The 21,133-nt window shown below is 55.6% G+C and carries 21 protein-coding genes; 9 read left to right on the forward strand and 12 right to left on the reverse strand.

What is annotated here, in order from left to right; translation table 11 throughout:
* The first annotated feature begins 2 nt into the window (after window positions 1-2).
* A complete protein-coding gene (locus ACEWL3_RS00570; RefSeq protein WP_114880274.1) occupies window positions 3-569 on the forward strand; it encodes an ActR/PrrA/RegA family redox response regulator transcription factor in 567 nt (188 codons plus the stop codon).
* Between the two features lie 42 nt (window positions 570-611).
* On the opposite strand, the gene ACEWL3_RS00575 is transcribed toward ACEWL3_RS00570, so the two are convergent.
* Together ACEWL3_RS00575 and ACEWL3_RS00580 are read right to left on the reverse strand one after the other, a co-directional pair.
* Complete coding sequence (locus ACEWL3_RS00575; RefSeq protein ID WP_386177095.1) at window positions 612-1,097, reverse strand: GNAT family N-acetyltransferase; 486 nt, start codon at window positions 1,095-1,097, stop codon at window positions 612-614.
* Window positions 1,094-1,690 carry an HD domain-containing protein gene (locus tag ACEWL3_RS00580; protein WP_386177877.1) on the reverse strand — a complete coding sequence of 199 codons (597 nt, stop codon included), beginning with the start codon at window positions 1,688-1,690 and terminating at the stop codon, window positions 1,094-1,096. The genes ACEWL3_RS00575 and ACEWL3_RS00580 overlap by 4 nt, the downstream gene beginning before the upstream one ends.
* A 173-nt stretch (window positions 1,691-1,863) precedes the next feature.
* Here ACEWL3_RS00580 and ahcY point away from each other — a divergent pair, with 173 nt between their 5' ends.
* Complete coding sequence (gene ahcY, locus ACEWL3_RS00585) at window positions 1,864-3,258, forward strand: adenosylhomocysteinase (protein ID WP_386177096.1); 1,395 nt, start codon at window positions 1,864-1,866, stop codon at window positions 3,256-3,258.
* 215 nt (window positions 3,259-3,473) lie between these two features.
* On the opposite strand, the gene ACEWL3_RS00590 is transcribed toward ahcY, so the two are convergent.
* Entirely contained in the window at window positions 3,474-3,686 is a 213-nt protein-coding gene (locus tag ACEWL3_RS00590) for a hypothetical protein (protein ID WP_386177097.1), read from the reverse strand.
* A gap of 244 nt (window positions 3,687-3,930) precedes the next feature.
* Between ACEWL3_RS00590 and ACEWL3_RS00595 the strand changes: the two genes are divergently transcribed.
* Complete coding sequence (locus ACEWL3_RS00595; RefSeq protein ID WP_386177098.1) at window positions 3,931-4,272, forward strand: DUF2853 family protein; 342 nt, start codon at window positions 3,931-3,933, stop codon at window positions 4,270-4,272.
* A 235-nt stretch (window positions 4,273-4,507) separates the two neighbouring features.
* Here ACEWL3_RS00595 and ACEWL3_RS00600 read toward each other — a convergent pair whose 3' ends face one another.
* From ACEWL3_RS00600 to tsaD, 5 genes are read right to left on the reverse strand one after another with little or no spacing between them, the layout of a single operon-like run.
* On the reverse strand, window positions 4,508-4,900 hold the full coding sequence (locus ACEWL3_RS00600; RefSeq protein ID WP_386177099.1) for a DUF1761 domain-containing protein: 393 nt from the start codon (window positions 4,898-4,900) through the stop codon (window positions 4,508-4,510).
* A 56-nt stretch (window positions 4,901-4,956) separates the two neighbouring features.
* Window positions 4,957-5,376 carry an EVE domain-containing protein gene (locus tag ACEWL3_RS00605; protein ID WP_386177100.1) on the reverse strand — a complete coding sequence of 140 codons (420 nt, stop codon included), beginning with the start codon at window positions 5,374-5,376 and terminating at the stop codon, window positions 4,957-4,959.
* Window positions 5,376-5,648: a YciI family protein gene (locus ACEWL3_RS00610; RefSeq protein WP_386177101.1), complete on the reverse strand. Its 273-nt coding sequence runs from the start codon at window positions 5,646-5,648 to the stop codon at window positions 5,376-5,378. Before ACEWL3_RS00610 ends, ACEWL3_RS00605 begins: the two co-directional genes overlap by 1 nt.
* 1 nt (window position 5,649) lies before the next feature.
* Window positions 5,650-6,603 (reverse strand): NAD(P)H-dependent glycerol-3-phosphate dehydrogenase, encoded by a 954-nt coding sequence (locus tag ACEWL3_RS00615; RefSeq protein ID WP_386177102.1) that lies wholly within the window; start codon window positions 6,601-6,603, stop codon window positions 5,650-5,652.
* Complete coding sequence (gene tsaD / locus ACEWL3_RS00620) at window positions 6,600-7,691, reverse strand: tRNA (adenosine(37)-N6)-threonylcarbamoyltransferase complex transferase subunit TsaD (protein ID WP_386177103.1); 1,092 nt, start codon at window positions 7,689-7,691, stop codon at window positions 6,600-6,602. Before tsaD ends, ACEWL3_RS00615 begins: the two co-directional genes overlap by 4 nt.
* 42 nt (window positions 7,692-7,733) lie before the next feature.
* Between tsaD and ACEWL3_RS00625 the strand changes: the two genes are divergently transcribed.
* The 3 genes from ACEWL3_RS00625 to ACEWL3_RS00635 all read left to right on the forward strand — a co-directional run bounded on the left by ACEWL3_RS00625 (window position 7,734) and on the right by ACEWL3_RS00635 (window position 11,364).
* Window positions 7,734-8,477 carry a uroporphyrinogen-III synthase gene (locus ACEWL3_RS00625; RefSeq protein ID WP_386177104.1) on the forward strand — a complete coding sequence of 248 codons (744 nt, stop codon included), beginning with the start codon at window positions 7,734-7,736 and terminating at the stop codon, window positions 8,475-8,477.
* Window positions 8,478-8,891: 414 nt separating this feature from the next.
* On the forward strand, window positions 8,892-9,860 hold the full coding sequence (locus ACEWL3_RS00630) for a COG4223 family protein (RefSeq protein ID WP_386177105.1): 969 nt from the start codon (window positions 8,892-8,894) through the stop codon (window positions 9,858-9,860).
* Between the two features lie 13 nt (window positions 9,861-9,873).
* A complete protein-coding gene (locus tag ACEWL3_RS00635) occupies window positions 9,874-11,364 on the forward strand; it encodes a heme biosynthesis protein HemY (RefSeq protein ID WP_386177106.1) in 1,491 nt (496 codons plus the stop codon).
* Between the two features lie 17 nt (window positions 11,365-11,381).
* Here ACEWL3_RS00635 and ACEWL3_RS00640 read toward each other — a convergent pair whose 3' ends face one another.
* Window positions 11,382-11,861, reverse strand: a complete 480-nt coding sequence (locus tag ACEWL3_RS00640; protein ID WP_386177107.1) for a MarR family winged helix-turn-helix transcriptional regulator — start codon at window positions 11,859-11,861, stop codon at window positions 11,382-11,384.
* A gap of 126 nt (window positions 11,862-11,987) precedes the next feature.
* On the opposite strand from ACEWL3_RS00640, the gene ACEWL3_RS00645 reads away from it, so the two are divergent.
* A complete protein-coding gene (locus ACEWL3_RS00645) occupies window positions 11,988-14,339 on the forward strand; it encodes an oxidoreductase (RefSeq protein ID WP_386177108.1) in 2,352 nt (783 codons plus the stop codon).
* A gap of 11 nt (window positions 14,340-14,350) precedes the next feature.
* Here the strand turns inward: ACEWL3_RS00645 and ACEWL3_RS00650 are convergent, their stop codons facing one another.
* From ACEWL3_RS00650 to ACEWL3_RS00660, 3 genes are read right to left on the reverse strand one after another with little or no spacing between them, the layout of a single operon-like run.
* Complete coding sequence (locus ACEWL3_RS00650) at window positions 14,351-15,136, reverse strand: carnitinyl-CoA dehydratase (protein WP_386177109.1); 786 nt, start codon at window positions 15,134-15,136, stop codon at window positions 14,351-14,353.
* Between the two features lie 11 nt (window positions 15,137-15,147).
* The gene (locus ACEWL3_RS00655) at window positions 15,148-17,178 is read right to left on the reverse strand and encodes an acetate--CoA ligase family protein (RefSeq protein ID WP_386177110.1); all 2,031 of its coding nucleotides are present in this window, start codon (window positions 17,176-17,178) and stop codon (window positions 15,148-15,150) included.
* Complete coding sequence (locus tag ACEWL3_RS00660; protein ID WP_386177111.1) at window positions 17,175-18,335, reverse strand: acyl-CoA dehydrogenase family protein; 1,161 nt, start codon at window positions 18,333-18,335, stop codon at window positions 17,175-17,177. The genes ACEWL3_RS00655 and ACEWL3_RS00660 overlap by 4 nt, the downstream gene beginning before the upstream one ends.
* Window positions 18,336-18,412: 77 nt before the next feature.
* Here ACEWL3_RS00660 and ACEWL3_RS00665 point away from each other — a divergent pair, with 77 nt between their 5' ends.
* Window positions 18,413-19,357, forward strand: a complete 945-nt coding sequence (locus ACEWL3_RS00665) for a GlxA family transcriptional regulator (protein WP_386177112.1) — start codon at window positions 18,413-18,415, stop codon at window positions 19,355-19,357.
* A gap of 76 nt (window positions 19,358-19,433) precedes the next feature.
* A complete protein-coding gene (locus ACEWL3_RS00670; protein ID WP_386177113.1) occupies window positions 19,434-21,092 on the forward strand; it encodes a sulfatase-like hydrolase/transferase in 1,659 nt (552 codons plus the stop codon).
* Window positions 21,093-21,133: the final 41 nt, after the last annotated feature.

Genomic DNA, 21,133 nt, shown 5'->3' on the forward strand with positions numbered 1-21,133 from the left:
GCATGAGGGAATTCGAGGTGAAACAAGACAGCCGAAATTTGGGGCCAGACAAAACTCTTTTGCTTGTTGATGACGATGAACCGTTTTTGCGCCGGTTGGCCAAAGCCATGGAAAAGCGTGGTTTTGAAGTCGAAACAGCGGGTTCCGTTGCTGCCGGACGTGCCATAGCAACGGCGCGCCCACCCGCCTATGCCGTTGTTGATCTGCGCCTTGAGGACGGCAACGGGCTGGACGTGGTTGAGGTGTTGCGGGACAAGCGCGAAGATGCCCGCGTTGTTGTTTTGACGGGATATGGTGCAATTGCCACGGCTGTGGCGGCGGTTAAGATCGGTGCGACAGATTACCTGTCAAAACCGGCTGACGCCAATGACATTACCAATGCATTGCTGGCACCCGAAGGTGATATGCCCCCGCCCCCCGAAAACCCAATGAGCGCGGATCGTGTCCGATGGGAACATATTCAACGGGTCTATGAATTGTGCGACAGGAACGTCTCGGAAACCGCGCGGCGACTGAACATGCACCGGCGGACGCTTCAGCGGATATTGGCTAAGCGGTCCCCTCAGTAACGTGTCTGTACTACGTCGGTATCACGTCGGTGCGCGCGCCGATCACAAATCGAAACGCTTCAACCGTTTGTCGACGATCTGACCATCGGCCATTTTGTGGCCTTCGATCACCCGATAATCCTGAAACCCGCGGCTTTGATAATAGATCAGACCACCCTCGTTATCGGCACGGATGTTGGCGTTTATCCAGACATAGCCAAGCGCCTTGGCCGCCTTGCACGTCGCGTTAAAAAGCGCGGATCCGATTCCAAGGCCGGTTTGCCCAATTTGAACAAAGGTGGCAATTTCGGCAGCTTCGGGCGGTAAATATTCGGCCGGTTCAATCCACTGGAAACCCACAATGTGTTCAGTGCCATCAACGGCAACATGCCAGGCGCTGTGGTCTGGATCATGCGCGATCCATTCGGCAAGGTCCTGTCCAGTGACGGGCCGGGCCATCGCGGTGGTACCGCCGGCACTGATAATTTCGTTCAACAGACGCGCCATATCCGCCGTGTCGAGGGTAATTGGGTGCCGTACCGTGATCATGAAATCTGGCTTAGAAGCTCGGCATGCCGCGCAGTAAATGCAGTGCGGGTTGCCACGGGCGCGCGCAGCACGATGTCCAACCCCTGCATCAGCGCGAGGTCAGGTTTGCCAAAAAACTTGCTCGATTCAGTTTCGGAAAACCCAGCAATCTGGGTCGCCTCCATCCATGCGCTGATCTTGTCGGCTTTCTTGATCTGCTTTTTGACTGCAGCAGGTATCGCAGCAGGCAGACCAAACCGGATGTGAATAGCCGCTGAAAGCCGGTCATCCAGCGCGCCGTACCCCGGTCCAACGGCGGCTTTGACGGGCGAAATCATATCGCCAATCACATATTCCGGTGCGTCATGCAAAAGCGCAGCCAGCCGCCATTTGGCTGGGGCGCGTGGGTCAATTCGGGAAAATATCGTTTCAACCAATAGCGAATGTTCAGCGACCGAATACGCAAAATCACCATGTGTTTGGCCGTTCCAGCGCGCGACAAAGGCCAATCCATGCGCAATATCATCAATTTCGATATCAACAGGTGTCGGATCAAGCAGATCCAGCCTGCGACCCGATAACATGCGTTGCCATGCGCGGGGTTGTTGCGCCATGTCGCGAACTCCAAATATGACGGTGTTGAACCGCGTTGTTCTTCCCATGAAGTTGGCGATCATGGAACCCACATTTCGACTGAACTTGAACCTGCAAACGGAAAACGAACAGACGTTGAGAACTTAGGCCAAAGATGATACGCGGCGCTCAAAGCTTGTGAATGAGGTGCCAGATGGCCAACGACTATATTGTAAAAGACATCAATCTTGCTGGGTATGGCCGCAAGGAACTGGACATTGCCGAAACGGAAATGCCCGGTTTGATGGCGCTGCGCGAAGAATACGGTGAGAAAAAGCCGCTTAAAGGTGCGCGCATTGCCGGCTCTTTGCACATGACGATTCAAACCGCCGTTTTGATTGAAACGCTGGTGGCGCTGGGCGCTGAAGTGCGCTGGGCCTCGTGCAATATTTTCTCGACGCAAGATCACGCGGCGGCGGCAATCGCGGCCAGCGGCGTGCCTGTGTTTGCGATCAAAGGCCAGTCTTTGGTCGACCATTGGGATTATCAGGACCGCACGTTCTTTTTCAAAGAAGGCGGCGCGAACATGATCCTGGACGACGGCGGGGATGCGACGCTTTATGTCTTGCTGGGCGCACGTGTCGAAGCAGGCGAAGACGCGCTGATCGCTATTCCAAAATCGGAAGAAGAAGAAGCAATTTTTGCACAGATCAAGAAACGCATGGCGGCAAGCCCCGGCTGGTTCACCAAGCAGCGCGAGATGATCCAGGGTGTGTCCGAAGAAACGACAACGGGCGTGCATCGTCTTTATGAGCTGTTCAAGCAGAACCAACTGCCATTCCCGGCAATCAACGTGAACGATTCTGTGACCAAGTCCAAGTTCGACAACAAATACGGCTGTAAGGAATCGCTGGTTGACGGCATCCGCCGCGCCACGGACACCATGATGGCGGGCAAAGTTGCGGTCGTGATGGGATATGGCGACGTAGGCAAAGGGTCAGCGGCGTCACTCAAAGGTGCCGGCGCACGGGTGAAAGTGACGGAAGTTGACCCGATCTGTGCCCTGCAGGCCGCGATGGACGGTTTTGAAGTGGTATTGCTGGAAGACGCAGTGGCCACCGCCGACATTTTTATCACCACCACCGGCAACAAGGACGTGATCCGCATCGAGCATATGCGCGAGATGAAGGACATGGCGATTGTCGGCAACATCGGCCACTTCGACAACGAAATTCAAGTTGCGGCGCTGAAGAACCACAAGTGGACCAACATCAAGGAACAGGTGGACATGATCGAAATGCCAAATGGCAATCGGTTAATCCTGTTGTCCGAGGGACGTTTGCTGAACCTTGGTAACGCCACGGGACATCCGTCATTTGTGATGTCCGCATCCTTTACCAATCAAGTATTGGCGCAGATTGAACTATGGACCAAGGGTGACGAATATAAACCCGGCGTTTACATCCTGCCCAAGCATCTGGATGAAAAGGTTGCGCGTTTGCACCTTGATCGCATTGGCGTGAAATTGAGCAAACTGGACCCTGAGCAGGCGGCCTATATCGGCGTGTCGCCAGATGGCCCGTTCAAGCCAGAGCATTATCGCTACTAGATCTCTCCAAACATGAGTCCGCTCCATGCATTGACAGCCACCCGATCAATTCGGGTGGCTTGCGGGGTTCAGCGGCCATAAAATCGCATCTCAGCATGATGAGAAAGCGGCCTGGCCTTTCCGCCGACGGGCGCGCCGTGCCACGAAGATGACACCTCAATAACATTGATGGCCGAAGTGGTTAAGTTGATCATGCCAACTGGCACGTCCTTGGTTTAGACAACCAATACGACGCCTAGCGCACCGGATATGACAAGACCCAAACTAAGCAAAAGCAACTTGAATGACCGTGGTATCTCGGCCTTGGGCAGAGTTGGTTGCATTGATGGGGTCATTGGTGTGGCACCACTGTGGACCAATTGCGCGCCAGCGCCTTTGCTTTGAATGCGTTTCAGACGCTCTTCAAATCCATGTTTGTTTCCGGTCATCGTCGCCTCTAAGTGGTTCGTTGGTTGACTGTACTACTATCAGAGGAAACAGGCAGAAGTTGGCCGGATTGTGACAACAAGAAGGATTTCTCGAAGTTGTTGTCAAATACTGCATTCACAGGGTGGAGAAATCGAGGAATTTTCCCTTTGTGCCAGTGAAAAGAGCCGTTAGTGTCCCATGGAGCGCCGGAGGGGGGCTTTTTTATTTAATGGGCGGCAACGCCAGACAGGTGGAGGATTTCATATGGGCAAACGAGATGAGTGGATCGCAAAATACGCGGACGATCTGAAAAACAAATGTGGCATGACGCCGGACATGGATTTGCTGACGAAGGTGACAATCGGTTGTGGCCCGTCAATTTATAACGCAGACGCGCAAACTGTTGCCGCAGGTCAGGCAAGCGAGCTTGAACTGGTCAAGAACAACTTCCTCATTAAGAAATTGGGAATGGCCGATGGTCCGAACCTGATGGAAGGCATCCATAAGGCTGTCGAGACATATGGCCAGTCAGAGCGCAACAAATACCGCGCGGTGATCTATTACATGCTGACCAAGCATTTTGGAAAAGAATCTGTTTACGGATAATCTAGCCTTAGTTACCAAGATCTTGGCGCCCGCTTGGTTAAGCGGGCGTTTCGTTTTTAGAGCGGTTTTGAAGTACAGTTTTGTTGCGAGACGCCGCCACATTTGGTATCAAAAGACAACAGGCCAGTACGGCCAGAACAGATTTCAGATACGTGTGTGGTGGTCTTGGGAGCACACGGGGTGAGAAAGGGTTCTGGCGGGGTGCCAGAACCCTTTTTTCGTACCTTTGGCCTGCTCAAAAGAATGTCAGAACCAGTCCGATAATGGCGCACCCGAAAGTCGCATAGCCACCATCAATCAACGTCAGCTTGAATGGGCGACCGCCATATCCATTATTGATCATGATCCACGGGCTGATAAAGAAAAGGCCGATACCGAGGCCAGACACCAATCCTTTGCCCAAAGTATCAATGCCTGACAGAGCGAAAGAGTGCCGCATCATCCCGGCGACAAGCAACATGGCAAGTGCGGCCATGATATAGGGCGCGGGCGAATCCCCCATCGGTTTACCATCTGGCCCTGCGGTGATGCCTGCGGCCTCCATCCATGGATTTGCCAGTGCCATGTACCAGACGGCCCCAAACCCAAAACCTGCGGCCGCCGCAATGATGACTGCTAAAAATCCCATTTTTCTCTCCTGTTTTCAGCAACTGAAAGGAGTATGAGCCGAAAAATCAGTTTCGCCTACGGTTTCGTATCGCCCATCGCGCAAATGATCTGCCATTCAGCAGGGCTAACCGGCTGGACCGACAGGCGTGAATTTCTGACCAGGATCATTTCAGCCAGGCGTTCATCTGCCTTGATCCGATCAAGCTTCACAGGTTTCTCAAAGCCGCGCACCGCCTTGATATCCACACATTCCCAACGTGCATCATCGGTCGTGCTATCCGGATGGGCGGTCGCAATCACTTCGACAATGCCCACGACAGCCTTTTCCGTCTGGGAATGATAAAAAAACCCCCGATCACCAACCGCCATGTCGCGCATGAAATTGCGTGCCTGATAGTTGCGGACCCCATCCCATTCCTCGCCGGCGTCACCTTTGGCGACCTGGTCATCCCAGCCCCAGGTGCTGGGTTCTGACTTGAACAACCAATAAGCCATCAGCCGATAACCCGGTTCCAATGGATCAGATCAACTGATCCAAACAAACCAGCTTTTGCATAAGGGTCATTGTCAGCCCAGCCTTGTGCTGCGGCCATGTCAATGACATCAAGAATGATCAGGGATCCGACCATGCCGCCTTCCGCATCCAGCAGCGGTCCCGCCTGAGCAACCAGATCAGTCGATTTCAGGTAATCCAGATGTGCCGGTCGGTTTTCGGCGCGGATCACCTGTGCGCCGGGTTTGTCTTTTGCGATTATGGCAACAAGCATATCATTCTTCCTTAAGGGGGCGGGTCAGCAGTGATTTCATGGCTTCTTGTACATTTAGCCTGTTGTCCAGCAATCCTGCAACTGCGGCTGTGATCGGCATGTCCAACCCTGATTTCTCGGCCAAAGCATGAACGGCGTGCGCGGTGGCGGCCCCTTCGACGGTGGTGGTCGGATCAAAAGGTATATTTTTGCCCAATGACAGACCCAGCCGATAGTTGCGTGACTGTTTAGAGGTGCATGTCAACGTCAGATCCCCAAATCCCGATAGGCCGGATAGGGTGGCTGGATCCGCTTTGAGATGGGCTGCGAGCCTCTGCATCTCGGCAAAACCCCGGGTCATCAAAGCGGCGCGTGCGCTTTCGCCAAGACCCGCACCAATTGCCGCACCACAGGCAATTGCAATCACGTTCTTTAACGCGCCACCAAGTTCGGCACCGATTGTATCTGTTGTGCGGTAAATGCGGACATTTGCCGTTGTTAGAGACTGTTGCATCTCTGCGCCGGCGGCATCGTCCGCGCATGCAAGCGTCAGGGCGGTGGGCAGTCCTCGCGCAATATCAGCCGCGAAGCTTGGGCCAGTCAAAATCGCGGCGGTGGCCGACGGAATGGTATCCTCAACAACATTCACTGGCCCGACACCGGTCGACAGTTCGATCCCCTTACAACAGGCGACGAGGCGCTTGGCAGCCATTCTGACGCTATTGTCGCTGAGAAATCCGCGCAGTTTCTGCATTGGCACAGCAATCAGCAAAATCTCGGCCAGACAAGCGTCATCAATGTCGTCGGTGACCCGCAGCGCATCGGGAAACCCGCATCCCTTCAGACGCAGGGTGTTTTCGCGATCACTGGCCATGGTGCCCAAATCCCGCGCCCATAGCGTAACAGGGCCCTTGCGTGCCAATGAAATGGCAAGCGCAGTGCCAAAAGCGCCGGCACCCAACACTGAGACCGTCATGCCTTCGCTCCCTTCTTGCCGCTGCCCAGCATCGCAGGCTGCGACGTATCCAATGGCCATCGTGGACGGGCAGACAGGGTCAGATCATCTGCGTCATCCGTGCCGCGCTGTTCGGCAGCAGCATAGGCGATCATCGCAGCGTTGTCGGTGCACAATGACAAAGGGGGCGCAACGAATGATGCGTTTTGTTCTGCCGCAACAGTCTCTAACCCTGAACGAATTGCATGATTTGCCGCGACACCGCCCGCTAAGCAGAGGGTGCGGCTGGCATCAGGCGGATAGGATTGAAAGGCACGGCGCGCCTTCTCGACAAAGACGTCAACGACAGCGGCCTGAAATCCGTCAGCCAGATCTGCCTGGTCTTGCCCGGTCAATCCGCCACGTTCAGCGATAATGGCATCGCGGGTCCGTAGAACGGCGGTTTTCAGACCGGAAAACGACATATCACACCCGTCGCGATCCAAAAGCGGTCGGGGAAATTTGAACCGCTTTGGGTCGCCTTGTTTGGCGGCATGTTCAATCGCGGGCCCGCCGGGTTGCGACAATCCAATCAGGCGCGCGATCTTGTCAAACGCTTCGCCCGGAGCGTCGTCAATAGTACCGCCCAGACGTTCAAATTTAAGCGGCCCGTGCACGATGAGAAACTGACAGTGACCGCCAGATACCAAGAGCATCAAATAGGGGTACGGCACGTTATCGGTAAGTCGCGGTGTCAAAGCGTGTCCGGCCAGATGGTTCACACCATAAAGCGGTTTCCCGGTGGCGAGTGACAGGCCTTTGGCACACATGACGCCAGAAATAACGCCACCAATAAGGCCGGGCCCCGCCGTGACAGCGATTGCATCAATGTCAGAAAGCTGCATCTTTCCCTTTATTAGAGCCTGTTCAATGCACAAATCGAGCTTTTCTGCGTGCGCGCGCGCGGCGATTTCAGGAACCACGCCCCCAAATGCTGCATGCAGGTCTGTCTGATCCGCAACAACCGATGACAATACGGATGCATGGCCGTTTGCCCCCACCCGGACCAACGCGGCGGCAGTGTCATCGCAACTGCTTTCTATTCCCAATATGGTCACTGCCTGAGGCATCTGTGTTCTCCGATTTGCCATTCGGAGGTAACACTGCAACCCATGGCAAACAATGCCAACGCAGGATATGACGGTGAAGCCATGACCCGACCTTCGCTTTTGATCACCCGACCCCTTGCCAGTGCGACCCGATTTGTGGGGCGTTTGGCTGAGGACATCCAGCAAAGTGTCACAATCGTCGTATCACCGCTGCTTGAGATTGTCCCGACTGGCGCTCAGGTTGACCTATCGCCCTATGCCGGGGTCGTCTTTACGTCGTCCAATGCGGTTGCTTTGGCCCCGAACGGAAACCAACGGCCTGCCTATTGCGTCGGTCACATGACAGCAGAGCGTGCAAGGGCAGCCGGATGGACGGTTGCGGCAACAGAACAAAACGCGGAAAACCTGATCGCAGAGCTTGCCAGAACACTGCCTGTCGGGCCGTTGCTGCATTTGGCGGGACGGCATCGGCGGGGTGATATTGCGGCGCGGTTGACCGGGCTGGGTGTAAAGACAGATGTTCAAACTCTTTATGACCAAAATCCTGTTGATCTTTCTGCACAGGCACTTGCGTTGTTTGAGGGGGAAGGGCGCATTGTGGTTCCCCTTTTTTCACCACGTTCGGCGGCGCATTTCATTGAGAGAGCACCGAAGTTTCACAATGTCAGCGTTGTGGCCATCAGTGATACAGTAGCGGATTGCTGTCAGATGGCGGGTATCGAAAGTGTCATGGTGGTGGCAGAGCCGACGGGTAAAGAAATGCTTTGCGCTGTTGAAAAGATACTGCAGGGCACCAGCTTAGCTTGAGGGGGGCAGGGATGCCGGGTAAGGTTGTAAGGTCAAGCTGATCTTGATGGTCAGAATCGGAAGGGTGACAGAGTGGCTAAAGCGAAAAAACCAGCGTCGACAGCTGCTGCAGCAGCGGCCAAAACCGACGATGAGGCGACCAAAAACACTGGTTCAGTGCCAAAGACAGCCAGATCAAAACCTTCTACCAGCTCCACAGCTTCGACAGCGGCAACGAAGCAGCCTTTATCTGAAAAAACGGCGACTCAGACCGTTTCAAAGGCGTTCCCGGAACCTGCAAAAACAACGGCACCTGAGCCGAAAGTGTCACCGGCAGCCGGTTTGGAAAAGGCTGTAAACAAGCCTGCGGACTCTAAGCCAAATGATAAATCTGCACCCGAAGGCAGCAAATCACCACCGCCAGCGAGGGCAGAGATGAAACCGGACCCGGTCGTGACCACCAAGCCGGACGCAGAAAAATCTGGCAGCGTCTTTTGGCCTCTGTTGATTGGTAGTGGGTTGGCCGCCGCCCTTGGGTTTCTTGCCTCAGAGATGAACATGCTCGGCACACGTGGGGACACAAGTGATTTGCGCGCCTTGTTGAGCGAACAACAAACGCAGATTGCTGAGCTTAGGAGTGCTGAGCCAAGGGTTCCGGAAATCGAATTTCCAGAATTGGATGGGCTGACATCCGAAGTTGCATCTTTTTCAGAGGCGCTGGGTGCATTGGATGCCCGCCTGACAGAAGTTGAAAAACGCCCCATGACGGGCGGATCATCGGAGGCCGCAGTGGCAGCCTATGAACGCGAACTGGCTGCGCTGCAGGCGTCGGTCGAAGAGCAGCGTTCAGAGATTGAAGGGTTGCTCGATAATGCGCTGAGTGTGGAAGAAGCGACAGCCGAGGCGGCGCGCAGCGCAACGCTGCAGGCGGCACTGACACGGATCACGGCCGCGATAAATGGCGGTAAACCTTACGCATCTGCGCTCGCCGATCTGCAGGCGAACGGTCTGGCTGATGTCCCGGCTGCCCTTGCAGATAATGCCGATAATGGAGTGGTTACCTTAATCAATTTGCAAACGCGGTTTCCTGACGCGGCGCGTTCAGCACTTTCAACGGCGCGCGCAAGTGGCAACGATGAAGACACCGGCGGTGTAGGCAGCTTTTTGCGGCGCCATTTGGGTGCACGTTCCGTGGCCCCGCGTGAAGGCACCGATCCGGATGCCGTTTTGTCACGTGCCGAGGCCGCCGTGCGTGATGGCCGGTTGATCGACGCTTTGGCGGAACTTGATACGCTGCCCGAGAATTCAAAAAGCGCGATGGACGCTTGGCTGGCTGACGCACGCGCCAGACAAGCGGCTGAATCTGCCGCCGAAGACCTGTCACAACGCCTGACGGCGAACTAAGGAACCTGAATTTATGCTGTGGTCATTGATCAAGATCGTTCTGTTTGTCGCTGTTGTTGCGCTGTTGGCCTGGGGTGCAGGGTTCCTGCTGGAAAGCCAGGGCGGCATTCAAGTTACCGTTATGGGTACGGAATATAGCTTTGGCCCACTGCAATCCGTCATCGCCGTGATCCTGTTGATGATAGGCGTTTGGCTGCTTCTCAAAATATTTTCGCTCTTGGTGGCAACATGGAAATTCCTGAACGGTGATGAAACCGCATTGTCGCGTTATTTTGACCGGAACCGTGAAAAGAAGGGGTTTGAGGCGCTTTCAGAGGGCCTTATGGCGTTGGCCAGCGGTGAAGGACGGGTTGCGATGTCAAAGGCGGCGAAGGCTGACAAATATCTCAACAAGCCCGCACTGACCAATCTGTTGACAGCACAGGCAGCAGAACTGGCCGGTGATAGCCGTAAAGCCGAAGAAACCTATCGCAAGCTGGTTGAAGACGAATCCACCCGGTTCGTAGGCGTGCGCGGAATCATGAAACAGAAACTGGCGGCTGGGGATACGGAAACGGCGCTCAAGCTGGCCGAACGGGCATTTGCGCTCAAGCCGAAGCACGCGGAAACCGGTGATATTTTGTTGCAGCTTCAGGCGGCAAAGGAAGACTGGAGCGGTGCGCGGCAGACCCTGAGTGCGAAATTGAAAAACGGCCAATTGCCACGGGACGTGCATAAACGACGTGATGCAGTGCTGGCGCTTTCAGAGGCCAAAGATGTGATTGCCGATGGCAACAGCATCGAATCCCGCGAAGCAGCGATCGAGGCCAACAGGCTGTCGCCTGATCTGATCCCGGCCGCGGTCATGGCCGCTCATAGCTATATTAAGCAGTCGAAACCAAAATACGCCGCTCGCCTGCTGCAAAAGGCCTGGAGCGTGCACCCGCATCCGGATCTCGCCGCAGCCTATGCCGCGATTGCGCCGGACGAAACGCCACCGGATCGAATCAAGCGGTTCAAAGCGTTGATCAAATCACAGTCGGACCACCCAGAAACACGCATGTTGTTATCTGAACTGCACATCGCAAATGAAGATTTCCCGGAAGCGCGGCGCGCATTGGGAGACCTTATTGAAACCGATCCGACAGCACGTTCTGTCACCTTGATGGCGGCGATTGAGCGGGGCGAGGGCGCATCAGATACGGTTGTTAAGGGCTGGTTGGCACGGGCATTGACGGTGTCGCGTGGTCCACAGTGGATTTGTGACAACTGTCAGCACATCCATGCGGAGTGGAAACCGATCTGTGAGAACTGTAAGAGTTTTGACACATTGGCGTGGAAATCGCCGCCAATGTCAGAAGTTGCAATGCCGGGTGGCGTGCAAATGCTGCCGCTGATCGTTGGTGCGATTGAGGATAATTCAGGTGCAGATGGCGCTGCCAAAGTCGCAACGCGAAGCGACATCGAAGATGTCGAATTGATCACTGATCCCCCCGAGGAAGACCCGAAAAACGCCGAGAAGTAGGGCACCCTAATTCGTCTCTAACGCAGGTATTTATGGGCCGCATTGATGCTGAGTTTTTCCAGCGCGCGGCTTAGCTGCGCCGCCTCGTCAGGGGACATGTCAGCAAACAACCGTGCGCGAGCCTGATGAACATCCGGGTTGGTCAGTTTCAGGACATCGCGACCTTTGGCGGTCAACGAAACCTGAGCGAACCGCCGATCCGTTTTGAGCGCCACCTTTTCAACCAGCGCCCGATCCGCGAGCCTGTCGACCAAACGGCTTGCAACCGTGCGGTCCACAACGGCGCGTTCTGCCAGATCAAAAATGGTGAGGTTTTCCTGCGCAGCAAGGCAATCCAATATCCGCCATTCCACCAGCTTAAGCCCATGCCCGCGCAACACTGAATTCATCATTTCCTGAATGTGCCGACCCGCTAAGGCGATAAGGAACTCGGGCGGGTCCATATCGTCGAGCCAATGCTCAGTTGGATGTTCATGGATATCTGAGGCGGCGGGCATTTGGCGGTCCTTCGGCAATGGGATTTCCCTACACTACGGCTTCTTAGCACAAAAAGCTACTCAGATGCTTAATATGTGCTATAACACATATTAAGCATCTCAGCGCGTAAATCTGGAGTTCACGGCATGAAAATCACGACAATTGGCGGCGGCCCCGGCGGCCTCTATTCGGCATTGCTGACCAAAAAGGCGAAGCCCGATTGGCATATTGAAGTATTTGAACAGAATCAGGCGGATGATACCTTTGGGTTTGGTGTGGTGTTCTCGGATGAAACGCTGGACGAATTTCTAAGCCGGGACAAACGCCTGTTCGAACTGATGCGTAATGAATTTGCGCATTGGGATGATGTTGCGGTGCATTTCAAGGGTGAGGAAATGCGTGCTGGTGGAAACGGTTTTTGCGGGCTGTCGCGGCATACTCTGTTGCGGCTTCTGCAGCAAAGGTGCCGCGAAGAAGGCATCGAAATGCATTTTAGCGCGGGCGTTGATGCGTCACAGATCAAGAAGCGTTTTGCAGATAGCGACGTGATTATCGCCTGCGATGGCGTGAATTCTGCGGTTCGGAATGAATATGCCGATGCCTTTCAGCCTTCAACAACACTGCGCAAGAACCGTTTTTGCTGGATGGGGTCAACGCGGCCGATGGGGGAGTTCAACTATTTCTTCCGCGAGACCGAACATGGCCCAATGGTCGCTCATTGCTATCAATACGTACCCGGTCATTCGACATGGGTGTTTGAGATGGATGATGACACCTGGCACGCGCATGGATTCAAAGAAACAGACGAAGAGGACAGCAAGGCAAAGCTCGCCGAGATTTTTGCAGAGGAATTAGAGGGTCACCCCCTGCTGCTGAATCGGTCGCATTGGCGGCAATTCCCACGGGTGTTTTGTGAAAACTGGTACACAGACAACATCGTCATTCTGGGCGACGCCAAGGCAAGTGCGCATTTTTCAATCGGGTCGGGGACCAAGCTTGCGATGGAATGTGCGATCGCGTTGTCCGACGCATTGGTCGCCCACGCCGAAGACGATGTGCAAAAGGCATTCCAGGTTTATGACGACGTCCGCCGCACACCTTGCCAGATCACACAACACAACGCCGATGTGTCGCTGTCGTGGTTCGAACATATGTCGCGTTCATGGGATATGGACCCCTATCAATTCGCGATGGTCGTGATGTGCCGGGCCAAGTCGATCACCTATGACAACCTGATCGTGCGCGACCCCGAATTTGTCCGAAAAGTGGATGACGAATGGTACGCGCGTCACCTGCGCGATACCGGTGAGGATTTGCGCCAGACCCGTCCGACGCCCATGTTTGCCAAATTCAAGCTGCGCGACATGGAAGTGGACAACCGCGTGGTCATGTCCCCGATGGCGCAATATTCTGCCGATACAGACGGCAATCCAACAGACTGGCACAAGATACATTATGCCAGCCACGCAATGGGTGGCATGGGTCTGATCTTTGTTGAAATGACCTGCCCCTCTGCCGATGCGCGGATCACCGAAGGGTGCCCGGGCATGTGGACCGACCAGCATGAGGCAGGATGGAAAGAAATAGTTGATCTTGTCCACGCCAACACCGGGGCTAAGATCGCGATGCAGCTGGGCCATGCTGGGCGTAAGGGATCAACGCAACTGGGGTGGGAGAAGATGGACCATCCTATCGCGGACAAATCGCGGAACTGGCCTTTGGTTTCGGCGTCAGCCTTGCCATGGTTTGCGGGTGAAAGCAGTACGCCAAAGCCGTTGGACCGTGCAGACATGGATGCGGTCAAAGCTGATTTTGTGCAAGCGACAGAACGTGTGGCGCGGGCCGGATTTGACATGCTCGAACTGCACTGCGCGCATGGATATCTGCTTGCGTCCTTCCTGTCGCCCCTGACCAACACCCGCAAGGATGAATATGGCGGTTCGATCGAAAACCGTCTGCGCTATCCGCTGGAAGTGTTCGAGGCGATGCGCGCGGTTTGGCCCAAAGAGCGGCCCATGTCCGTGCGGGTTTCCGGCACAGATTGGAAAGACGGAGGTCTAAGCGAAGAGGACCTTATCGCCATCGCAAACGCGTTTGAGGCGGCGGGTTGTGACCTTATTGATGTGTCAGCGGGCCAGACTGTTCCCGATCAGGAACCGACATATGGCCGCATGTTTCAGGCCCATCTGGCTGAGGCCGTGCGCAATCTGACTGGCATGGCGACGATGGCGGTCGGTGCGATAACCGAAGCGGCACAGGTCAACACGATTTTGCATACCCGCCGGGCCGATCTTGTGGCGCTGGGGCGGACGCATATGGCAAACCCCTATTTTACCCATCAGGCTGCCGCCTGGTACGGGGCGCGTAACGAGGCGATGTGGCCCAAACAATATATCAGCGGCGCGGCGCAGGCGTTTCGCGAGGCTGAAAAAAGCCGCGAAAAGATGCTGGAGCTGCAACGCAAGGCGGCACCGGGGCGTCATTCAAAAATGGGATAGGGGTGTTGCCCCTATTTCCCCTTCCACACCGGATCTCGTTTTTCAACAAAGGAGCGCGCGCCTTCCATCTGATCTTCTGAGGCATAAAGCACATCCACCGACGGCAGTTGCCGCCGCGTGATCCGGTTCATGCTATCCTGAAATTTGCTCGCTTCAGCATCGCGCACGATCTCTTTGATTGCCGCATAAACCAGCGGTGGACCAGCGGCGAGCAGGCGGGCAAGTTCCCACGCGCGGTCCATCAGTTGATCTGCGGGCAGAATTTCATTGATCAGGCCCCAGCCCTTAGCCTCGTTCACGTCAAACCAACGGCCTGTCAGCAGTAGTTCCATCGCGATGTGATAGGGGATGCGTTTAGGCAGTTTGACCGACGCCGCATCGGCCACCGTGCCTGACCGGATTTCAGGCAATGCAAAAGTGGCGTGTTCAGCCGCAAGGATCAAGTCGGCGCTCAACGCCAGTTCCAATCCACCCCCGCAGGCGATCCCGTTGACAGCGGCGATCACAGGCTTGTTCAGGCCACGCAGTTCTTGCAGACCACCAAAGCCGCCAACACCATAATCGCCATCCACCGCATCACCATCAGCAGCTGCCTTGAGATCCCAGCCGGGGCAGAAAAACTTGGTACCGCCCCCGGTAATGATCGCCACCCGTAGGTCAGGATCGTCACGAAAGCTGGCAAAGACCTCTCCCATTTTCCGGGATGTCAGCAAGTCGATGGCGTTCGCCTTTGGTCTGTCCAAAGTGACTTCCAATACGGCACCGTCGCGGCGGGTTTTGATGGGGCTGTCAGACATCTTTTGTCCTTTCATTTCGTGCAGCGCAGCAGCGCGTCAGCGGCAATTGCGTCGTTTGGCGTACAGATCAACGGATTGACCTCAATCTCAAGCACTTCATCTGCATTGGCCAGGGTATAGTCCTGGACTGCCTGAATGGCACGTAGGATCGCGTCTATTTTGGCTGGCTGCGCGCCGCGATATCCTCTGAGGACAGGGGCGATCCTGAGGTCAGCCAACGCGCGTTCAACCGACGCGGCTGATGCGGGAACCAACAAAGAGACCGAGTCTTTCATAATCTCGGTCAGCGTGCCGCCCGCCGCAATGGTCAACACGAACCCATGCGCGGGATCACGAACAACACCAACAAGCAGCTCTGCCACTGCGCCCATGATCATCTCTTCGACCAAAAAGCCGGGGGCAGCCATGCCTTGAGCCGCATCTTGGGCCAGTTGCGCTGAAGTGATATTCAAACGTACCGCGCCGGCCTCAGTCTTATGCGCAATGCCTTCGCCCTTGAGGGCAATTGGAAAACCCATGCGTTCGGCGGCCTGTGCAACATCAGCGGCTGACGCGCATCGCGTGGCACGCGGAATGCGCAAGCCGTGTGCCGCAAGTCGCGTTTTTGCACTGGCCTCAGGGATGAGGACGGCTGTGGCATCCGGGCGGGGTAACAAAATTGGGTCGGTGTCAGGGGGTGCCTGTATCGCCGCCGCGGCACAGGCGGTCAGGGCCTCGGTCAGACCACAAAAGGGCACGATACCGGCCGCGATCAGCGTCTCGGCGACCGGTTCAGGCATCAGTTCAGGCAAAGTAGCTGCCACGCCGTAGTGCGCGCCGGTTTGTCGGGCGGCCCCAATGGCGGCATCAATCACACTGTCCCAATCCTCGGGCGAACATCTGTCTGGCCGTGGGAAATCCGCAATCAGGATCGTGATTGCAATCGCGCGGTCCGCCATGGCGGCAAAGGCACGCGTCATCGCGGGCACATCGCGCCAAATATAGGTGTGATAATCAAGAGGATTTGCAAGCGCGACGCGCGGCCCAAGAGCGGCGCGCAGGTCAAGTTCTTGCCGACTATTGAGCGGTGGAAACGTAACGCCAAGGGCATCTCCGGTATCTGCGGCAAGGCTCGCCTCGCCCCCCGAACAACTAATTGTCGCGACGGTACTCTGCGTAAGGGGCCCAGTGATGTGCAGCAGCTTGAGCGTTTCGATAAATGAGGGAAGGTCAGCGAGGCGGGCGATGCCAAGACGCGCCAGCAGGGCATCCGCGCCTGCGTCATCACCAGCAAGGGAGGCGGTATGTGACACGGTCGCGGCGCGTGCCTGGGCAGATCGTCCCACTTTGATCGCCACAATCGGTTTGCCCAAAGCGCGCGCATGGGTTGCCAACCCTTCGAAGGCGCGCAGATCACCAATGCCTTCGATATGCAGGCCGAGCGCTGTTACGCGTGGATCGTCCAGCAACGCGCGGCTGATCTGAGATATGCCCGTTTGCGCCTGATTGCCTGCGGTGACGATATAGGCCAGTGGCAATCCACGTTGCTGCATCGTCAGGTTTATCGCGATGTTTGAGCTTTGCGTCACCAGTGCGACACCGCTTTGCACGCGTTGTCCGCCATGTTGGTCGGGCCAGAGCAACGCACCATCAAGGTAATTGATGAAGCCATAGCAGTTGGGTCCAAGGATGGGCATGTCGCCCGCCGCACAAAGCAGTTGTGCCTGAAGGTCTGCGCCTGTGCTGTCTTCGGCCACGGCCTCCAGAAAACCGGAGGCAAAACACACAGCACCCCCTGCGTTCATTGCGGACAGACTGCGTACGATGTCGATCGTTGCATCACGGTTTACGCCGACAAAGCTGGCATCAGGAGCACCGGGCAGGTCTCCAACGCTGGGAAAAGTGCGGACGCCCGAGATTTCCTGCGCAGAAGGATGCACGGGCCAAACCTGACCGTCAAAGCCCATCTTTTGGCATTGTTCGATAACCTGCCGACACCATGCGCCACCCCCAATCACGGTAATGGTCCGGGGCCGCAGAAGACGGTCCAGATTGCGTGTCATGCGCCAAGCGGGCGCAACAGATCGCGCGAAATGATGTGGCGCTGAATTTCAGATGTGCCGTCCCAGATACGTTCAACACGGGCATCTCGCCAGAACCGTTCTATCGGGAAATCATCCATCAGGCCCATTCCGCCATAAATCTGCAGTGTCGCGTCCGTGACCCGCGCCAGCATTTCGGATGCATAAAGCTTGGCAGAGGCAATTTCACGGTTTGCTGGCAGCCCCTGATCCAAACGCCATGCGGCCGAAAGCGTGAGCCAGTCGGCGGCGTCAATTTCGGTGATCATATCGGCAATCTGAAAACTAACGCCCTGAAACTTGCCAATGGGCTGGCCGAACTGCTGTCGTTCAGCGGCGTAGCCAAGCGCCATATCAAAGCACCGACGCGCACGTCCGACCGACATGGTAGCGACTGTGATGCGGGTCGCGTAAAGCCATTCGTTCATCACCGCAAAGCCACCATCAACATCACCCAGCACTTGTGCGTCTGGCAGGCGGCAATCATCAAAATCGAGGATCATATTTTTGTAACCACGGTGGCTGACCGATTTATAGCCGTCGCGAATGGTGAAACCCGGCGTTCCGCGATCCACAAGAAAAGTGGTGATGCGCTTTTTGGGACCATGCGGCGTGTCGTCTTCGCCGGTTGCCACGAAAACGATCAGGAAATCGGCGTGATCGGCACCGGAGATGAAGTGTTTCGTCCCGTTCAGGACCCAATCACCCCCATCGCGCCGAGCCGTGCATTTCATGCCTCGCACATCCGACCCGGCAACCGGTTCGGTCATCGCCAGCGCATCCATGCGTTCACCCCGAACAGCGGGCAACAGATAGCGTTCGCGTTGCTCGTCATTGCAGGCCATCAAGATGTTTTGCGGACGTCCAAAGAAGTGGTTCAGCGCCATCGAACCGCGTCCCAGCTCGCGTTCGACCAGCGCGAATTCAAGATGGTTAAGGCCCGCGCCGCCAACTTCTTCTGGAAAGTTGCAGGCATAGAAGCCCAAATCAATGGTCTTTTGCTTGATCGCTTCGGCCACAGCCTGCGGTACCTGACCTGTGCGCTCAACTTCCGCTTCGTGTGGATAGATCTCTTTTTCAACAAAGCTGCGAACGGTCGAAACGATCATCTCTTGTTCGTCGGTCAATCCAAAATGCACGGGCAATCCCCCCTTGTGGCCTAAGCCGCAGCATTATTCGGCTTGTGAGAAACCTCTGTGCAGAGTTAGATAATAACATGCCAAATTGGAAAAAATCATCTGATAAACCGCTGCGGGTCGGCGTGCTGCTGTTCGATGGTTTCTCGAACCACTGCGTCGCCAATGCGATTGAACCGCTCAGGGCGGCCAATATGCTGGGACATAAACAGCATTACGAATGGCAGTACCTGACAATGAATGGTGACATCGCAGAAAGCTCAAGTGGGCTGAAAATTGTCCCACATGGACGTTTGGAGGATGCAAAAGGTGATCTTTTGATGATCACGCCGTCGTATGGCTATAAGGGCTTTGGCGGCCCGGGTGTCCAGCGCGGTCTGCGAGCCGCAGCGCGTCGGTTTTCGGATATGGCGGGGTTGGATACGGGCAGCTGGCTTATGGCCAAAGCCGGGCTGCTGGCGGAGCGCAGGGCCACGATCCATTGGGAGGTTCTGACCGCATTTTCGGAGGCATTTCCCGATGTGAATGTAGTGCGCGAAAGGTTTGTCGTCGACGGGAACCGGATCACCTGTTCCGGTGCAATGGCTGCTTTTGATCTTATCCTGCATCTGATTACGCAAAATCACGGCAATGCGTTGGCTTTGGACGTTGAGCAGTTGTTCATGGCCCGCGAACCCCAAACCCAACATCCGACGAGCGCTGTCAGAGGGCGGTTGGCCAAAGGGGCAGTGACCCATATGCAGGCCCATCTGGAAAAGCCGCTGACCGTTGGTCAGATTGCGGTGCTATGCGGATGCAGCCAGAAAAGGCTGCAGCAGGTGATGCAGCGCGATCTTGGCGCAACGCCCCAGCAGGTTTACCTGCGGCTTCGGCTTAATCTGGTGCGCAGGCTGGCGGAAGAGACAAATTTGCAGTTGTCGGAGGTGGCGCTGCGTGCCGGGTATCGTAACCCAAGCGCAATGACGCGGGCGTTCAAGGCGGAATTTGGCGTGACCCCCAGTGGTGCCCGCCATCGTGCGACATGAACGCTTCGATTTTCCAACAGCCCCAAACGATATTGGATATACAGGTCACACAAGTCATCAGCGGTAAGGCAAATCAATGACGCAAAAGAACATTCTTTTCATCATGTTCGACCAATTACGTCATGATTACCTAAGCTGCGCTGGGCACCCGCATTTGAAAACGCCTCATCTGGACAAGCTTGCTGCCAAAGGTGTCAGGTTTTCAAAATGCTATGTCCAGTCCCCCATCTGTGGCCCGTCAAGGATGAGTTTTTATACCGGTCGGTATGTGCATTCTCATGGTGCGTCTTGGAATAACTTTCCGTTGAAGGTGGGCGAGATGACGTTGGGGGATCATCTGCGTGAACGCGGTATGGATTGCTGGCTGATCGGCAAGACCCATATGAAGGCTGATGATCCCGGTATGGAGCGTCTGGGTATTACGCATGACAGCATCATTGGGGCACGGGTCAGCGAATGTGGATTTGACATATTTGAACGGGACGATGGCCTGTGGGGCGAAGGGCCAGCGGGATTTTATGACAAGAGACGTTCGCCTTATAATGCCTATCTGAAATCCAAAGGCTATGATGCTGAAAACCCCTGGCTGCACAATGCGAACGCCGGACTTGATGAAAAGGGTGACATCGCCTCTGGCTGGTTCTTGCGACACTCGGACAAAGCGGCCAACATTGATGAGCGCGATAGCGAAACACCGTGGTTAACGGGCCGTGCGATGGATTTCATCGCTAAGAAAGCTTCCGAAAATGCGCGCCCGTGGTTGTGTCATCTGTCCTATATCAAACCCCATTGGCCCTACATCGTGCCGGCACCGTATCACACGATGTACGGCAAAGATGATCTGATAAAGGTCGTGCGCAACCCAAGCGAAAAAGACGATCCGCATCCTGTCTATGCGGCGTTCATGGATACTGAAGTGAGTCGCAACTTTAGCCGCGATGAGGTGCGTGAAACGGTCTTGCCTGCTTATATGGGTCTGATCAAACAAGCCGATGACCAGATGGGGCGCCTGTTTGATTGGCTTGAGGCCGAGGGCCAGATGGACAACACGGTCATTGTCGTCACCTCGGATCATGGTGATTACATGGGCGATCATTGGCTTGGTGAAAAAGACCTGTTTCATGACCCTTCAGTGCGTGTTCCGCTGATCATCTATGATCCGTCACCCGAGGCCGATGGGACGCGCGGCACCGTCTGTGATGCATTGGTAGAAAGCATCGATCTGGCGGCGACTTTTGTCGATATGGTGGGTGACGTTCCCGAACATATCCTTGAGGGGCGATCGCTTTGGCCATTTTTGCAGGGGAAAAAGCCCGAAAGCTGGCGGGAATTTGCGGTCAGCGAATATGACTATTCCGCAACCCCGCAGGCGAAAGTATTGGACGTTGATCCCAGACTTGCGCGGTTGTTTATGCTGGTCGATGAGCGTTGGAAATGCATCTTTGCCGATGGTGGTTTTCGGCCCATGCTGTTTGATCTGTTGAACGATCCAAATGAACTGAACGATCTTGGTGGCAGCGGCGATCACGGTGACATCATTGATATGTTCCAAGCGCGGTTCTCGGCTTGGGCGCGCCGTCCGTCACAGCGGACCACGGTTGGTCATGATGCCTTGATCAAGTCTCGTGACGGCACATCGGAACCAGTTGGCATATTCATTGGTATCTGGCAGGAAGACGATAAGCCGGCAGAGATGAGCGCAAAGGCACGCGGCAAAGATGCGCGGTCAGAGTAGCGGCAAGGTGTTTGTGTCGTATGGCTTTGGTGGACCAATCT

This window comes from Sulfitobacter sediminivivens, assembly GCF_042611115.2.
GTDB lineage: Bacteria > Pseudomonadota > Alphaproteobacteria > Rhodobacterales > Rhodobacteraceae > Sulfitobacter > Sulfitobacter sediminivivens.

What these genes read in the sequence shown, in the direction of transcription:
- ACEWL3_RS00655 (WP_386177110.1), bottom strand. Translation starts at nt 17,178, where the DNA reads ATGACACGCAATCTGGACCGTCTTCTGCGGCCCCGGACCATTACCGTG.
- ahcY (WP_386177096.1), top strand. Translation starts at nt 1,864, where the DNA reads ATGGCCAACGACTATATTGTAAAAGACATCAATCTTGCTGGGTATGGC.
- ACEWL3_RS00600 (WP_386177099.1), bottom strand. Translation starts at nt 4,900, where the DNA reads ATGGGATTTTTAGCAGTCATCATTGCGGCGGCCGCAGGTTTTGGGTTT.
- ACEWL3_RS00570 (WP_114880274.1), top strand. Translation starts at nt 3, where the DNA reads ATGAGGGAATTCGAGGTGAAACAAGACAGCCGAAATTTGGGGCCAGAC.
- ACEWL3_RS00595 (WP_386177098.1), top strand. Translation starts at nt 3,931, where the DNA reads ATGGGCAAACGAGATGAGTGGATCGCAAAATACGCGGACGATCTGAAA.
- ACEWL3_RS00665 (WP_386177112.1), top strand. Translation starts at nt 18,413, where the DNA reads ATGCCAAATTGGAAAAAATCATCTGATAAACCGCTGCGGGTCGGCGTG.
- ACEWL3_RS00670 (WP_386177113.1), top strand. Translation starts at nt 19,434, where the DNA reads ATGACGCAAAAGAACATTCTTTTCATCATGTTCGACCAATTACGTCAT.
- tsaD (WP_386177103.1), bottom strand. Translation starts at nt 7,691, where the DNA reads ATGCCTCAGGCAGTGACCATATTGGGAATAGAAAGCAGTTGCGATGAC.
- ACEWL3_RS00615 (WP_386177102.1), bottom strand. Translation starts at nt 6,603, where the DNA reads ATGACGGTCTCAGTGTTGGGTGCCGGCGCTTTTGGCACTGCGCTTGCC.
- ACEWL3_RS00605 (WP_386177100.1), bottom strand. Translation starts at nt 5,376, where the DNA reads ATGGCTTATTGGTTGTTCAAGTCAGAACCCAGCACCTGGGGCTGGGAT.
- ACEWL3_RS00610 (WP_386177101.1), bottom strand. Translation starts at nt 5,648, where the DNA reads ATGCTTGTTGCCATAATCGCAAAAGACAAACCCGGCGCACAGGTGATC.
- ACEWL3_RS00645 (WP_386177108.1), top strand. Translation starts at nt 11,988, where the DNA reads ATGAAAATCACGACAATTGGCGGCGGCCCCGGCGGCCTCTATTCGGCA.
- ACEWL3_RS00625 (WP_386177104.1), top strand. Translation starts at nt 7,734, where the DNA reads ATGGCAAACAATGCCAACGCAGGATATGACGGTGAAGCCATGACCCGA.
- ACEWL3_RS00630 (WP_386177105.1), top strand. Translation starts at nt 8,892, where the DNA reads ATGAAACCGGACCCGGTCGTGACCACCAAGCCGGACGCAGAAAAATCT.
- ACEWL3_RS00590 (WP_386177097.1), bottom strand. Translation starts at nt 3,686, where the DNA reads ATGACCGGAAACAAACATGGATTTGAAGAGCGTCTGAAACGCATTCAA.
- ACEWL3_RS00580 (WP_386177877.1), bottom strand. Translation starts at nt 1,690, where the DNA reads ATGGCGCAACAACCCCGCGCATGGCAACGCATGTTATCGGGTCGCAGG.
- ACEWL3_RS00640 (WP_386177107.1), bottom strand. Translation starts at nt 11,861, where the DNA reads ATGCCCGCCGCCTCAGATATCCATGAACATCCAACTGAGCATTGGCTC.
- ACEWL3_RS00635 (WP_386177106.1), top strand. Translation starts at nt 9,874, where the DNA reads ATGCTGTGGTCATTGATCAAGATCGTTCTGTTTGTCGCTGTTGTTGCG.
- ACEWL3_RS00575 (WP_386177095.1), bottom strand. Translation starts at nt 1,097, where the DNA reads ATGATCACGGTACGGCACCCAATTACCCTCGACACGGCGGATATGGCG.
- ACEWL3_RS00650 (WP_386177109.1), bottom strand. Translation starts at nt 15,136, where the DNA reads ATGTCTGACAGCCCCATCAAAACCCGCCGCGACGGTGCCGTATTGGAA.